This is a genomic window from Adlercreutzia muris (genome assembly GCF_008831045.1).
Taxonomy (GTDB): Bacteria; Actinomycetota; Coriobacteriia; order Coriobacteriales; family Eggerthellaceae; genus Adlercreutzia; species Adlercreutzia muris.
Window position 1 is genome coordinate 12,946 of the sequence record NZ_WAJS01000033.1, and the last position, 14,463, is coordinate 27,408.

The 14,463-nt window shown below is 64.2% G+C and carries 11 protein-coding genes and 1 riboswitch; of the genes, 7 read left to right on the plus strand and 4 right to left on the minus strand.

Annotated elements, in window-relative coordinates; translation table 11 throughout:
• Positions 1 to 21 precede the first annotated feature (21 nt).
• Positions 22 to 146: riboswitch (TPP riboswitch) on the minus strand.
• A 48-nt stretch (positions 147 to 194) separates the two neighbouring features.
• Positions 195 to 1,349 (plus strand): tRNA 2-thiouridine(34) synthase MnmA, encoded by a 1,155-nt coding sequence (gene mnmA / locus F8D48_RS09620; protein WP_201757729.1) that lies wholly within the window; start codon positions 195 to 197, stop codon positions 1,347 to 1,349.
• Here mnmA and F8D48_RS09625 read toward each other — a convergent pair.
• Both F8D48_RS09625 and F8D48_RS09630 read right to left on the minus strand, forming a co-directional pair.
• A complete protein-coding gene (locus F8D48_RS09625; RefSeq protein ID WP_151431610.1) occupies positions 1,346 to 3,001 on the minus strand; it encodes a PAS domain-containing hybrid sensor histidine kinase/response regulator in 1,656 nt (551 codons plus the stop codon). The genes mnmA and F8D48_RS09625 overlap by 4 nt on opposite strands.
• A 184-nt stretch (positions 3,002 to 3,185) precedes the next feature.
• Positions 3,186 to 4,805: an FAD-binding protein gene (locus F8D48_RS09630; RefSeq protein ID WP_151431612.1), complete on the minus strand. Its 1,620-nt coding sequence runs from the start codon at positions 4,803 to 4,805 to the stop codon at positions 3,186 to 3,188.
• Positions 4,806 to 5,141: 336 nt separating this feature from the next.
• Between F8D48_RS09630 and F8D48_RS09635 the strand changes: the two genes are divergently transcribed.
• Positions 5,142 to 6,587: a response regulator transcription factor gene (locus F8D48_RS09635; protein WP_151431614.1), complete on the plus strand. Its 1,446-nt coding sequence runs from the start codon at positions 5,142 to 5,144 to the stop codon at positions 6,585 to 6,587.
• Positions 6,588 to 6,628: 41 nt separating this feature from the next.
• Here the strand turns inward: F8D48_RS09635 and F8D48_RS09640 are convergent, their stop codons facing one another.
• On the minus strand, positions 6,629 to 7,561 hold the full coding sequence (locus F8D48_RS09640; RefSeq protein WP_016310562.1) for a LysR family transcriptional regulator: 933 nt from the start codon (positions 7,559 to 7,561) through the stop codon (positions 6,629 to 6,631).
• A 471-nt stretch (positions 7,562 to 8,032) separates the two neighbouring features.
• Here F8D48_RS09640 and cysK point away from each other — a divergent pair, with 471 nt between their 5' ends.
• Positions 8,033 to 8,965 (plus strand): cysteine synthase A, encoded by a 933-nt coding sequence (cysK, locus tag F8D48_RS09645; protein ID WP_151431616.1) that lies wholly within the window; start codon positions 8,033 to 8,035, stop codon positions 8,963 to 8,965.
• Between the two features lie 414 nt (positions 8,966 to 9,379).
• On the opposite strand, the gene F8D48_RS09650 is transcribed toward cysK, so the two are convergent.
• Positions 9,380 to 10,363 (minus strand): helix-turn-helix transcriptional regulator, encoded by a 984-nt coding sequence (locus tag F8D48_RS09650; RefSeq protein WP_151431617.1) that lies wholly within the window; start codon positions 10,361 to 10,363, stop codon positions 9,380 to 9,382.
• 135 nt (positions 10,364 to 10,498) lie between these two features.
• Here F8D48_RS09650 and frc point away from each other — a divergent pair, with 135 nt between their 5' ends.
• The 4 genes from frc to F8D48_RS09670 all read left to right on the plus strand — a co-directional run bounded on the left by frc (position 10,499) and on the right by F8D48_RS09670 (position 14,342).
• On the plus strand, positions 10,499 to 11,833 hold the full coding sequence (gene frc / locus F8D48_RS09655) for a formyl-CoA transferase (protein WP_240806303.1): 1,335 nt from the start codon (positions 10,499 to 10,501) through the stop codon (positions 11,831 to 11,833).
• A gap of 169 nt (positions 11,834 to 12,002) precedes the next feature.
• Entirely contained in the window at positions 12,003 to 12,218 is a 216-nt protein-coding gene (locus tag F8D48_RS09660) for a helix-turn-helix domain-containing protein (protein WP_135970915.1), read from the plus strand.
• Positions 12,219 to 12,522: 304 nt separating this feature from the next.
• Positions 12,523 to 13,761, plus strand: a complete 1,239-nt coding sequence (locus F8D48_RS09665) for a radical SAM/SPASM domain-containing protein (RefSeq protein ID WP_151431621.1) — start codon at positions 12,523 to 12,525, stop codon at positions 13,759 to 13,761.
• A gap of 137 nt (positions 13,762 to 13,898) precedes the next feature.
• Positions 13,899 to 14,342: a hypothetical protein gene (locus tag F8D48_RS09670; protein WP_151431623.1), complete on the plus strand. Its 444-nt coding sequence runs from the start codon at positions 13,899 to 13,901 to the stop codon at positions 14,340 to 14,342.
• Positions 14,343 to 14,463 lie beyond the last annotated feature (121 nt).

The window sequence follows — 14,463 nt, forward strand, 5'->3', positions numbered from 1 at the left end:
GCGCCCGTATGCGGAGCGCCTTGTGCTGGTGGGCATGCTCCCTACGACAGTGTTAGCTGACAGGTTCGAAGGGTTGGGCGGCACCGCCCTCTCAACGGAAGGCCCGCGGTGTGCCGTGGACATCTTCCGTACCCCTGCATGGGTGCCAGCATAGCCGATAGCCCCCGTGCTATGATGGCACTATGGACGAACGGATGGAAAATGCGCCCGCAAAGGCGCAGGGTAGGGCGCCTCTTCCCGGGGGAGCTTTCGATGATGCCGCCGCGGGCGCGGGCCCCACGGTGATGATGGCGATGAGCGGCGGGGTGGACTCGTCGGTGGCCGCTCTGCTTCTCAGCGAGGCCGGCTATGGGGTGACGGGCGCAACCATGAAGCTCTTCGGCGCCGATGTGGTAGCGCCCGACTGCGACTCGTCGTGCTGCTCGGCCGATGATGTGGAAGATGCCCGGGCCGTGTGCCGCCGTCTCGGCGTGCCCCATTACACGTTCAATTTCGGCGAGCTGTTCGGCGAGGCGGTCATCGACCGGTTCTGCGGCGCCTACCTTGGGGGCACTACGCCCAATCCCTGCATCGATTGCAACCGCTTCCTGAAGTTCGATGCTCTCCAGCGCCGCCGCCGTGAGCTGGGGCTTGGCTTTGTGGCCACGGGCCACTACGCTCGCCGCGCTTGGGATGCGCGAACCCGCCGCTGGCGGCTTCTGCGGGCGCGGGATGCGGCGAAGGATCAGAGCTACGTGCTGTATCACCTTACCCAGGACGCGCTCGCCCACATGCTCTTTCCTCTGGGCGAGCTGACCAAGCCCGAGGTGCGCGAGCTCGCCCGCGCCCACGGTTTCGCAACGGCCGAGAAGCCCGAGAGCCAGGATATTTGCTTCGTGCCCGACGGCGACTACGCCGCCTTCATAGGGCGGCGGTGCGGGTGCGGCGCAGCTTTCGAGCCGGGGGAGATCGTGAACCGGGAGGGTAAGGTGCTTGGCGAGCACAAGGGGCTTATCCATTACACCGTAGGCCAGCGCAAGGGCATCGGCGTGGCTGCCCCCGAGCCGCTCTACGTGTTCGCGAAAGACGCGGCGGCCAATCAGCTCGTCGTGGGCACAGCCGCCGAGGTGCAGGTGCGGGAGGTGACGGCCCACGATGTGAACCTCATCGCCGTCGAGCGCATCGAGGCGCCGTGCGCGGTGACTGCGAAGACACACTACCGCCAGCGCCCCATGGCGGCGACGGTGGAGCAGACGGGCGACGATGAGCTGCGCGTGGTGTTCGACGAGCCCCAGCGGGCCGCCGCGCCCGGCCAGGCCGTGGTGCTCTACCACGGCGACGTGGTGGTGGGCGGCGGTACCATCTGCTAGCCGATGACGGTGGCGATGAGGCGCTCGAGCCGGTGGATGTCGAGGGGCTTGGCCAAATGGGCGTCCATGCCGCTTTCCAGGGAGCGTTTCCGATCTTCCGAAAACGCATTCGCACTCACGGCGATAATGGGCACGGTGGAGCGCAGTGGGTCGGGCAGCGCGCGGATGGCCCGGGCGGCCGCGTAGCCGTCCATCACGGGCATCTGGATGTCCATGAGCACCAAATCGAAGGCGGACGGGTCGGCTCTGCTCAGCCGCTCGACAGCCACCTGCCCGTTTTCCGCTACTTCCACCGTGTAGCCGGCGTCCTCCAGAAGGCAGCAGGCAATCTCGCTGTTCAGCTCGTTGTCCTCTACGAGTAGGATGCGCCGCACCTCGCCGGTGCGCTCGCGGCGGCCGAAGGCCTCTCTCGCATCCTCGGCGTGGGTCACGCGCAGCGTGAGCGTGACGGTGAACACCGAGCCTGCGCCCGGCGTGCTTTCCGCGGAGAGATCGCCCTGCATGAGATCGAGGATGCTCCGCACGATGGTCAGGCCGAGGCCGGTACCCTGCACGCCCGAGGCCGTCGTGTTGTTCTCGCGTTCGAAAGGCAGGCACATGCGGTCGGTGAAGGCCGCGTCCATGCCGATGCCCTCGTCGGCCACGGTGAGGTGGAAAGTGGAGAACCCGCCGGCGCTGCCCGGCTCCTCGCTGGCGACGATGCGCACGGTGGTACGGGGCGGCGAGTACTTCACGGCGTTGTCGACCAGTTGGGAAAGCAGATGCGTGAGGCGCACGACGTCGGCCTCAACGCGATCGTGCACGATGCCGGACACGTCGGCTTCCAGGGCGATGCCGCGGCGCTCCGCGGTCTCGGCGAAATCGCGCCGCACCTGCTCGACGGCGGAGGAGAGCGAGCACTCGGCCATTACCAGCTGCACATGGCCTGCCTCCATGCGGCTGATCTCCAGGGTTTCGTTCACCACATCGAGCAGCTGGTGCGAAGCGTCTAGCACGCGATCGGTATAGGCGCGCACGCGCTCGGCTTCGTCCAGGTGCGCGCGGATGAGCTCGGCGTAGCCCACTACGGCGTTCAGCGGCGTGCGGATGTCGTGGCTCATGTTCGAGAGGAAGGCGTTCTTCGCCACATTGGCCGCTTCGGCTTGGGACAGCGCCCCGCGCAGCATGCTACGATGCTCTGCCTCGCGCACGTGGGCCTCGGCGAGCTCGGCGCTTACGGAGGCGAGCTCTTTGCGATGCCGCTCGTGCTTCTCGGTGCCGTCGTTGATGAACACGTAGAAAAGGGGGCCGGCCTTGGTTTCCACATAGTGGCCGTAATCCTCGATCCAGCGCACGGCTCCGTCGGAGCGCACGATGCGGTACTCTACGTAGTCCATGTCGAACTGGTCGGCCGCGATCTGGCGGGCGATGGAGTCCTCAACCCGGACAATGTCGTCGGGGTGGACCATGCCGGGGAAGGTGAAGCCGGTGAGCCTTTTGAAGGCGGACAGGTCATCGCAGCCGAAGATACGGCAGCAGGCCTCGTTAGCGTAGATAAGGCCTTCGTCGGCATCGGCCCGGTAGACGAAAAAGCCGCCGGGCATGTGGGAGAGCACGCCCTCGATGCCCAGCGCGGCGAGGGCGGAGGCGGTATCGTCCGGCTCTGGGGCCATGGAAAGTTCCTTTACGACGAAACGGGTGTTGGCCCTATTCTACTACGGCCCCTGTTGCACGGTGGTTAAATTCCGCTATCTGCGAAATGTTCGTCCGTCGGCCCTCGAGCGACCGATGTGGAGAAAAGGGCAGGGGCCGCCCGGGAGGAGGGCGGCCCCTGGAAGGGGAGGGTGCGGGATCGTTTTACTTGCTGGCCACCGCGCGGCCGACGACGTAGCCCTGGGTGTGGCAGCGGCCCAGGGACAGGCCGGGCACCGTCATGGGGTAGTCGGGGCTTCCGAAGAAGTTGCCGGCGCAGTTGCCGATGGCGTAGAGGCCCTCGATGGGCTCGCCCTCGTCGTTGAGGGCCTGCATATCGGCGTTCACATTCACGCCGTGGATGATGGTGGACAGGCCGATGTGGCGATGGATGCCATAGAACGGCGGCTGCTTGATGGCCTTCAGGAACTGGGCGGGCTTGCCCATGTCCTCATCGATGCCGCCTTCGGCCAGCTCGTTGTAGCGCTCGACGGTCGCGACGAAGGTCGGCACGTCGGTCAGTCCCAGCTTCTCGCCGAGCTCTTCCAGGGTATCGGCGGAGAAGGTGTTGATGAGGCTCTCGTAGACGCCGGTCTTCTCGCCCTCGACCTCGGGCATGTAGCTGGCCATGGCCTCCGGCGGCAGGGCCACGCCCGGCCAGCCCTCGGTGTCGGCCATATAGTTGCTGTCGAAGATCTGGGAGTACCAGCCCTGGTCGGCCTCGCTGCGCAGGAAGTTGCCCATGACGGCCATCTCGCAGGCTGCCTCGTTGCAGAAGCGCGTGCCATCGTTCTTTACGGCGAGGAAGGGCATGTCAGCCATGGAGCCCGGGCCTGCATCGAAGTCGTGCTGCACCTTGGAGCCGCAGGCATCCTCCATCTTCGCCCCGGCCCAGACCATCATCTTCTGGCCGTCGCCGGTCTTGTTCTGCTCCTTGCGGTAGATATTGGCCATGGCCGGCTCGTAGTAGGCCATCATCTCGTCGTCGTTCTCGTAGTCGCCCGTAGCCACGATGACGCCCTTGGCGGCGTTGAACTGGATGTAGCCGTCAGCACCCTCGGCGATGACGCCGGTGACGGCGCCGGATTCATTCTGCACGAGCTGGGCGGCCGGGGTGGAGTAGAAGATCTCGACGCCCTGCTGCTCGGCCCAATCGGCGATGTCGCGCATGCCGTCGCCGGTGTTGTAGGGCTTCGGTCCGAAGTCGAAGGCGAAGTAGGACACGTCGTAGCCGTTGACGTTCTTGATGGCACCGGTCCACTTCGCGGTGGAGTCCACCATCTGCGCGCCGGCCTTCTCGCCGATGCCCCACAGCCACTTCAGGGCCTCGCCGGAGTTGTAGGCCCACAGGCGCACCTGCTCGCGATCGGACAGGTGGCAGCAGTCGGCGTTGACGAGGGAGACCACGGCCTCCACGCCGCCGGGAGCCGTTTCCTCGACGATGATGGAATCGCACGTGTTGCCCTGGGAGACCGCCGTGGCCTCCTTCTGCAGCAGGGCCACCTTGGCCCCCGCCTCGAAGGCGGAGATAGCGGCGGGCACGCCGGCGGCGCCGGCTCCGATGACGACGACGTCGTAGTCCTTCGTCTCGGCGATGTCGGTAATGGGCTCGGGCTTCACGAAGAACGCCGGGGTTCCGTCGGCGACGGCAGCGCTCTCGGAGCCGGTGCCAGTGGCCGCGGTAGGCTGCTGAGGCGAGCAGGCACCCAGCATGCTGGCACCCGCCACGCCGGCGGCCGCCACGCCGCCGAACTTGAACAGGTCGCGACGAGAAATGGTGGTCATAGTTTCCCTCCTAGTGAATAGACCGGTTGCGCCCCATCGCATTGCGGGCGCTGCTCGTACCCTAGCGCCTCGGGGCCGTCCTGCCCATCGTCCGTCGCGGGATTCGGGGGTGTAAAAAACGTAACCCCTTTCTGATCAGGTATATAACCCCCTGGTATAACCCCCTATTTTTCCAATTATGAGCAGAAGTATCCGCAATGAGGGAGTAGCGCGGGATTCTATCTTCTATAATCGTGGAGTGGTCGGGGGCTCCCCGATGGCGGAGGGAGGTTCTACAGTGAGGGTGGATTTGCAGTGAGGGCTGAGCGCGGGTCGGTGGCGAGAGAGGACGCCGCGGTGGAAATCGAACGGGACGGAGAGGAAGTCGGCCGCCACAACGGTCGGCGCGTGCCGTGGTCGGCGCTGTGCGTGCCGGTGGCCTTTTTGGGGCTGGGGGTGTATCGCGCTTGGATCGAGATCGTCTTCGTGGGCTCGTTCGTCGGCTTTCCGGCCTCGAGCGTGCCGGTGCGCGACCTGTTCGACTGGACGATGGTGGCCACGGCCCTGGGCTGCACGCTGCTGGCGCGCCATATCGGCCCCTTCTTCAACAAGCGAAGCGTGTTCGCGCTGTGCGCGGCGGCCCTGATCGCCTCCACGGTGCTGATGTTCGCCTCCTGCTGGCACGCGGAGGCGGCCTCGGCTTTGGGTGTGCCCTCGGCGCTGCTCGGCGGCTTCGGCATTGCCCTCGCCATTCTCATTTGGAGCGAGCTGTACAGCTGCCTGAATCCTCTGCGCGTCGCCCTGTACTACTCCGCCTCCATTGCGGCGGGTGCCTTGGTGCTGTATGTGTACCGCGGCTTTATGCTGCCGTGGCTGTTCGCCATGACGGCGCTCCTGCCGGCGGCGTCGTTGCTGATGGCGCGTCGGGCCTTTGCGAGCCTGCCTGCGGCCGAGTTGCCCTCCACATCGTGGAGCCGCTTCTCGGTGCCGTGGAAGGCGGTGCTGTTCATGGCGGCCTATGCCTTCGGTTACGGCCTGCTGGAGGGCGGTATGTACCAAGGTCCCTTCGGTCCCCATTCTGCGCCCGGGGCCGTGGTGGTGGCGCTGCTCGTCTACCTCGGCGTCGCCATGCGCGGCGGCCGCTTCGATTTCAGCCTCATATACCGGGTCGCCCTGCCGCTCGTGGTGGTGGCCCTCACCATCGTGCCGCTGTTCGGCTATGTGCAGGGCCAGGCCGCGAACTTCTGCATGAGCGGCGCCTATACGGCCCAGTCGATCATCATCATGCTCATCATGGCGAACATCTGCTACCGCTTCGGCGTGTCGGCTATCTGGCTGTTCGGCATCGAGCGCGGGGTGCGCCAGGTGGTCATGTGGCTCGGGCGCATGACGGCGGATGCGGTGGAGAGTCAGGAGATACTGGGCGCGATGGGGGATATGGCCGTGGCGTTGCTGGCCCTGGTGGCCGTGGTGGCGGCAACGACTATCCTCCTCTCGGAGTGTGATCTCACGAGCCGCTGGGGCGCGAATTTCCTCTCGGGGGGCACCGATTCGGCGGCCTTGGCCCGCAAGCAGGAGCTGGCCGACCGTTGCGCCGAGATAGCGCGGCGCTATAAGCTCTCGGCCCGGGAAGAGGAGGTACTGCTCCTCTTGGCGCAGCATAAGACCGTGGGCATCATCGAGCGAGAGCTCGTTATCGCCAACGGCACCGCGAAGGCCCACGTGCGCCATATCTACCAGAAGCTCGACATCCACACGCGCCAGGAGCTGTTCGACCTGCTGGATATGGAGCCGCGGGATTGAGAAGGCCGCTCGGCGGCTCTCGGATACGTTGCGGGCGCTGCCTACAGGCCCGCCAGGCCGATCTGGTAGCCTTCCACGAACAGGCTCAGCTTCTCGATGTAGCGTTGGGCCAAATCAGACAGCTGGCGTTCGTTGTGCACGATGTAGCCCACGCGCATGAGCTCCTTGGTGGCCAAAGGAACGCTGGCAATGCCCGTGTGCATCTCGCTCGACAGCATGCCGGTGGAGATGGTGTAGCCATCATGGTGGGCCAGCAGGTTCGATAGCGTGCCCCGGTCGCTCACGGCGATGCGCTTGCCGTGGGGAAGCTCGGCGAAGGGCTCCTCGGCATAGAAGAACGAGTTGGCGTTGCCCTGCTCGAAGGCGTAGCGCGGCCAGGCTGCCAAGTCGTCCAGGGTGACCTCGGTTCGCTCGGCCAGGGGATGGCTCGCGCTCACGAAGATATGGGGCTGGGCGGAGAACAGCAGGTTGAACGAGAGGTTCGCATCGTCTAGGGCGTGGCCGATGACGCTCTCGTTGAACGACGACAGATAGAGCACGCCCAAATCGCTGCGGAAATCGCGCACATCCTCGATGACCTCGGCAGTGCGGGTCTCGCGCAGGGAGAAGTTGTAGGCGTCCTCCTCGTATTCCTCGGCCAGCTCCAGGAAGGCCTCCACGACGAAGGCGTAGTGCTGGGAGGTGATGGCGAGGCGCTGGGCCTGGTTGCCCCCATCGCCGCGACCGGAATAGCGCTGGGCCATGAGGTCGGCCTGCTCCACCACTTGCCGCGCGTAGCCGAGCAGCTCCACGCCGTCGCTCGTGAGCGTGATGCCGCGGTTGGAGCGCTCGAAGATGGTGACGCCGGTCTCGCGCTCGATGTCGCGCACGGCTACCGACAAGCTCGATTGCGACACATACAGGGTGTGTGCCGCGGCGCTGATGGAGCCGTGGCTGGCAATGGCGATGAGGTAGCGCAGCTGTTGGAGGGTCATGGGGTGCTCCGTGTTCTCGGGTGCTCGTTAAAGTCTAGTAACTTTCTAGGAATTATATACCGCTATCGGGAAAGCGGTCTGGTGAAATTCTAAGCGGCGGCATCTGTTTCGCGGGATCGGCCATCGAAAACCCCTATGGCCTTCTCGGTTGACGGAGGTCCGTTGACAGGTACGATGGGCCCATCAAAAGTCACCGCCGGTCGGACTTTCGGGTAATGCTCAGTCGCTCGGACAGTCCTCGCGTGCATGGGATGCACGCTGCGGAATTCGCTTGGTGAGCCCACCCGAAATTCCTCCCTGTCGCACCTCGGCTGAGGTAGAGCGTAGGGGGAACACGGGGCGTTCTGACCGAGCGAGTTCCGCAGCGACGAGAACAGTCCAGTGGGCTGTTCCCCAAAGCGAGGACTGTTTGAGCGAATCAGGATACCCCGTGGTCCCGACCGGGAAGAGTTGCAAGCGAAAGGACTTTCCATGAACGTGCACAAGAGCATTGCCGAGCTGATCGGGCACACGCCCCTGGTGGAATTGGCCAACTACGAGCGGGCCTGCGGCGTGCCAGCTACGCTGCTCGGGAAGGTGGAGTCCTTCAACCCCACCGGCTCGGTGAAGGACCGCGCCGCCCTCGCCATGATCGAGGCGGCCGAGGCCGCCGGGCTCATCGACGACGAGACGGTGCTCATCGAGCCCACCTCGGGCAACACCGGTATCGGCCTGGCGGCTTTGGCGGCCGTGCGCGGCAACCGCATCATCATCACCATGCCCGAGACCATGTCCCAGGAACGGCGCAACCTCATGCGCGCCTATGGGGCCGAGCTGGTGCTCACCGAGGGCGCCAAGGGTATGAAGGGCGCCATCGCCAAAGCTGATGAGCTGGCCGCCGAGATTCCCAACTCGTTCATTCCCTCGCAGTTCACCAATGCGGCGAATCCTGCTGTGCACGAGCGCACCACCGGGCCCGAGATCTGGAAGGATACCGACGGGACGGTGGACATCCTCGTGGCCGGCGTGGGCACCGGCGGCACCATTTCGGGCACCGGGGCCTACCTGAAGGCCCAGAACCCGGACATCCAGGTGGTGGCTGTGGAGCCGGCCGGCTCGCCGGTGCTGTCCGAGGGACGCGCCGGCTCCCACAAGATTCAGGGCATCGGCGCCGGGTTCGTGCCCGAGACGCTGGACACTGCCATCTACGACGAGGTGCTGGCCATCACCGACGACGAGGCCTTCGAGGCCGGCCGCGAGCTGGCGGCGCGGGATGGCCTGCTCGTGGGCATTTCGGCCGGAGCCGCCGTGGCCGCCGCCACCAAAGTGGCCGCCCGCCCCGAGAACGCCGGCAAGACCATCGTCGTCATCCTGCCCGACACCGGCGAGCGCTATCTCTCCACCGCCATGTTCGACTTCGAGTAGGTAAGGCGGCATCGGGAAAGCCCGGTTCTGGGGTCGCCTTGGCCTATGTGGCGGAGGAGATGGTTTTGGGTCCGTCTGTTTCCGAAGAGGCTGAAATTGTGCAGCAAACTCCGCGAGATAGATATAGGCTGCTCGGGATTCGCGCGTTGGTGGTCTCCGTCCAGATGTTTTCCCAGGTGACAGGGAGCCTCCCTGGCTGGCAAGGGCCGGGAAGGCTCCCTTCGCGTCTACTTCGCGGAGTTTACTGCGCAGAAAGCGCGATTACGGAAATGCGGCGGCCTTGTGGGGCGCGCAACACCTCCCATGAGAGGGCGACGGTTGCGCCAGCGGCTTTGCGCGAACATCGCGAGTATCGTGAGCGTCGTCGACGCCAAAGGCGGTTTCCTGGTACGGAATGCTCGAGGCGGCACGGCCCTAGGTGTAATCTTCCAAGATGTCGCGAAGGTAGGCGGCGTATTCCGTGGCCAGATCGCTGGGGGCCTCGATGCGCACGCCGCGACCGAACTGGGCGAGCCACCCGAAGAACACCGGGCTCGGCGTCACGGTGACATAGACGCGGGCCCATCGCTCATCGATGGCCGCGCTCTCCACGTCCTTTCCGAAGCGGTCCAGCATAGCGCTCATGACCGGCTCCTCCACGAGCAGGGTCACCCGTCGCGTCGCGCCCCCGAACATGGAGAAGGTGCGGGCGCTGTAGGCATCGGCGTCGAAGGTGGCGATGGCCGTGTTGCGCACGGCCGGCGTATCGGTGAGGCGCAGCCCCTGCATACGGTCCACGCGGTAGGCGGGGAAGCTCTCGTGCTTTTCGTTGTAGGCGATGAGGTAGTAGCATCCCTCGGAGTATATGAGGCGCACCGGCGTCTCCCGGTAGAGCCGTCCGTCCTTCTGGGCCACGGGCCGCTTGTGGACGTCATGCTTCACGTAGCGGAAGGCCACCTGGCGGCGCTGGCGCAGGGCCTCGTGGATGGTGCTCACATGATGAAACACCGACTCGTTCTGCATGGTGATGCGGCCTTCCACGTGCACGTTGCGGGAGAGGGCCTGCTCCTGGTGGCACGAGCCGAGGGAGGCGATGCCCCCGACGAGACGGTTGGCCATGCGACGGGTGAGGAAGCGCGATGACTGCACCGCGTCCACGAGGAGCATGAGCTCGGCTGCGGAGAAGGTGCGGCTGGCCAGAGCGTAGCTCACGGGGCGGGTGGGCAGCTTCTCTATGGCGAGGCCGAAGGAGCGCAGGGTCTCCAGGTCACGGTAAATGGATTTGCGCTCGGCATCCACGCCGCGCTCGGCGAGGCCCTCGATGAGCTCCGGCGTAGTCAGCCCGTGGGCCTCGTCGGTCTGCTCGTAGAGCATCTGCATCAGATAGAGGAGCTTCAATTTCTGGTGCTCGCTGCCCATGGGTACCTTCCCTTCTCACCACAATCTGCAAACCGCTCTGTGACAAAGGCGCTCAGCGAACGGGGTTGCCGTCATCCGCTTTCTAGAATGGATGCCGTAGCACATTCTAAATCCTTCGAGAAGCGAGGTGTTCCCGTGACTGCAACAAACGTGAATTCCACGGCCCCTTTGGCGGGCATCAAGGTCATCGACTGGACCGAGGTTCAGTCGGGCCCCTCCTGCACCCAGTTTCTGGCCTGGATGGGCGCTGAGGTCATCAAGATCGAGCGCCCGGGCGGCGATCCGACCCGTACCGAGCTGCTGGACATTGCCGATTCCTGGAGCCTGTACTATCTTCAGTTGAACGCCAACAAGAAGTCCCTCACCCTGAACGTGAAGACGCCCGAGGGCAAGGAGATTCTGACCAAGCTGCTGAAGGAGGCCGACCTGTTCGTGGAGAACATCGGCCCGGGCGACGTGGAGAAGATGGGATTTGGCTGGGAACAGGTGCACGCCATCAACCCGCGCTGCATCATGGCCTCGCTCAAGGGCTTCAACCAGGGCTCGCGCTTCGCCCACGTGAAGGCCTTCGAGCCCGTGGCCCAGTCAGCCGGCGGCGCCGCCTCTACTACCGGCTGGAACGAGGGCGACTTCAACGTGCCCACCCAGTCCGCTGCGGCCCTGGGCGATTCCAACACCGGTATGCACTTCCTCATCGGCATCCTGTCGGCGCTGCTGCAGCGCGAGCGCACGGGCGAGGGCTGCTACGTGTACCAGTCCATGCAGAACGCCGTGCTGAACCTGTGCCGCATCAAGCTGCGCGATCAGCTGATGCTGGACAACCTGGGGGCTCTGCCGCATTACGAGGTGTACCCGAACTTTGATTGGGGCCGCGCTATCCCGCGCGCCGAGAATACCGAGGGCGGCCAGGTCATCGGCTGGTGCTACAAGGCCAAGGGCTGGGAGAGCGACCCCAATGCCTTCGTGTACATCGTCGTGCAGAACTCCGACAAGGCCTTCAAGATTTTGGCCGAGGCCATCGGCAAGCCGGAGCTGGCAACCGACGCCCGGTTCACGCCGTGGCAGAACCGCCAGCTGCACAAGCAGGAGCTGTACCCGATCATCGAGGAATTCACCAAGCAGTACGACAAGTTCGAGTTGACGGACAAGCTGGGCGCGGCCGGCGTGCCGGTGGGCCCGGTGCTCGACTGGTACGAGATCGAGCACGACCCCGACCTGACCACCGACGGTACCATCCCCGAGATCGACCAGGGCGGCGCCCGCGGGAAGTTCAAGACCATCGGCCTGCCGTTCACGATGTCGAACTTCAAGCCGGACTACCAGCGCGCCCCCGATCTGGGCGAGCACAACGCCGAGATTCTGGAGAGCTTGGGATATACGGCCGATCAGGTGCAGCAGTACACCCAGGCCGGCGTGTTGGAAGCGCCGACGACACCGCACAATGCGGCCGTGCAGGTGATTAAGAAGTAAGCTGGGCCGTTCGGCCTTTCGCGGGGTGCATCGCTTCGGTGAAAACGGGCCGCCCGCAACAAGCGCCGGGTTCCCTTTCGGGGCCCGGCGTTTTGCATATTTGCTGAAGTTCGCCGTAAGTTCGGTTATAAGAAAACCGCTTTTTACAGGGCAAGGTAGCCTTGGGGCCATGAGCAATCGACTGCAGAACAGAATTGGAAAACGCATTCGGGATATCCGCATATCCAAGGGCGTATCGCAGTCGCAGCTGGCGCTCATGACCTCCATGACCAAATCCTATATGAGCGAGATCGAGGCCGGCAAGAAGAATCTCACCTTGCGCACGCTCCAGAAGATAGCCACCTCTCTCGGCATTACCCTCGAGGATATTTTCCGCGGCATGTAGCCCGTGTAGCCTCGGCATCTTCGGTGGTCCTCGGGCGATCTGCGCTTTTCGGAAATACTATTTTTGGCCTACTCAGCGCTCGGACGGATCTTCGTTGCCCGGGCAGCTTCCAATTGCTGGCTGGACAGCTTCCAATTGCTGGCAGCCGGGGCTTTCCGAAGAAAAGTTGCCTGGTGAGAGCCCCTTTTGAAAGACCTCTAGCGTTTTGTGTTAATAACGCGACATTTTATGGTGGTCAACGCATAAATGAGGATGAGAAATGATCGAAAATAGCTAAAATGTCACGTAATGAGGGGAGCCCAGGATGAGGTTCGGCCATACCATCGTGGAGCACGAACCGTTCTCCATTCCCATGATCGGCAACACGGCGACGGGTGCGGTTATCGGCCTGACTCCGGAGGGCCGTGCCCTGTGCCACCGCATGTTCACCGAAGATGTGCCCGACGAGGTCGTTGCCGCCGTGGACGAGCGCCTGTTGGAGCATTTGCGCCGCGGCGGTTTCGGCGAGGAGGCGCGCGCTGATGGGGAGCCGAAGCTGCAAGCGGCCTATCTGCACGTCACCCACCGCTGCAACCTGCGCTGCGTTGGCTGCTATTCCGCTGTAGACGGCCGCAACGAGAAGGATGACCTGCCCCTTGAGACGATGCTCGGGATTGTGGATCGTTTGGCGGCTGCGGGCGTGACGCGCTTGGTCATTTCCGGTGGCGAGCCGTTTCTGCGCGACGATTTGGCAGCTATCGCCGCTGGGGCCAAGGAGGCAGGCATCGAGCAGGTGGACGTGCTCACGAACGGCACGCGGGTGACCGGGGAAGTGCTGGAGGCCCTGGCGCCGTGGGTTGATTGCATCTCGGTGTCCTTCGATGGGGCCGATGCTCGCGCGGTATCGGCTATCCGGCGGGAGAATCGCTTTTCGGAGTTGGTGGAAACGGTAAAGCGCATTCGAGCTGCGGGCGTGCGGGCCCATATCATCCCGACCATTCATCGGGGCAACGGAGACGCTATGGGCTCCTACTGCGCCTTAGCCGAGGAGTTGGGGGCGACCATCAACTTCAGTCTGCTCTCGGCCCCGGCCGACGGGGGAGAGCTCGCGGCGGTGCTGCCCGACGAGGAGGCTCTGGTCGCCCTGGCCCGAGCCACCCTGGATCTGGCCTCGGGCGGGGTGCCGCTGCTGGCCGATACGCCGGTGAGCACGGGGCTGTGCACCACAACGGGGTGCGGCGCGGGCTGCTCTGTGGTGAGCGTGTCGGCTGATGGAGAGGTGTTCCCGTGCCATCTGCTGCACGATGAGGCCTTTTGCGCGGGATCGCTGCACGACGATCCGGCGTGTTTGGAACGGCTCCGCCGACCCGCGCCGCCCGTGGACGAGCTGGTTCCGTGCGGCGCTTGCGAGATTCGCTACCTCTGCGGAGGCGGCTGCCGGGCCCGCGCCTACTTTGCCACGGGCGACGTGGGCGCGCGGGATCCCTATTGCACCCTGATGAGGACGTTCTACCGTCTTCTCTTTCAGGCCATGATGGGAGCCGAGATGGGAAAGGAGGTGTGAGCCATGCTGTTTTATGGAGAGCCAGCTCCGCTGGATATTTGCGTGACGATTGGTCCCGTGAGCCCGTGCATCCGGGTGGGAGCATAGCAGCGAGGATGCGGTAACTGGGAGAGCGCCTACAGAGAAAAGAGCTTACGATGGTGTCGAATACCGATGAGATGAACTTGAAGTGCGCACTCGGCAAAGCGCAATCGAGGTGTAGGCTGATTAGAGTGGCCTGTATGGTTTTTGCCGGCGTCTACGCGCTTATTTGGATCGCCGCAACCGTGCTTGCTCTTATGGGCGGCAATGGCTTGGGTTCTACCTCAGCGGTGTTCTACTCCGTTCTCCATGGCGCCCTCTTTCTCGCCATGCTCCTGATTTTCATTGCTCTTTTCGGTGATGTAGTTGCCCGGGGTGTCCCTCTGTCCGTCAAACAAGCCGATCGGCTTCGCTTGATCGCCCTTCTCGCTCTCGCCCTCTTTTTCGTTGATCTTGCCTTCGATATTGTGGCTGTATATCAGGTATCCGAACCGCTTGATGCGACCTTTGATATAAATGGAGGAGAATCAGCAAATACGATCAACCTCAATGTTGTGTGAGTTACATGAATCCGGAGCGGTGCTCCCAGAGGGCCCCGGAGCCTGCCCTTGGAGGGCGCCGGCCGGGGCATTCGTCGACGGGAGCATCCTACCACACCTTCGAGAGGGCCTCGGCGCTGCG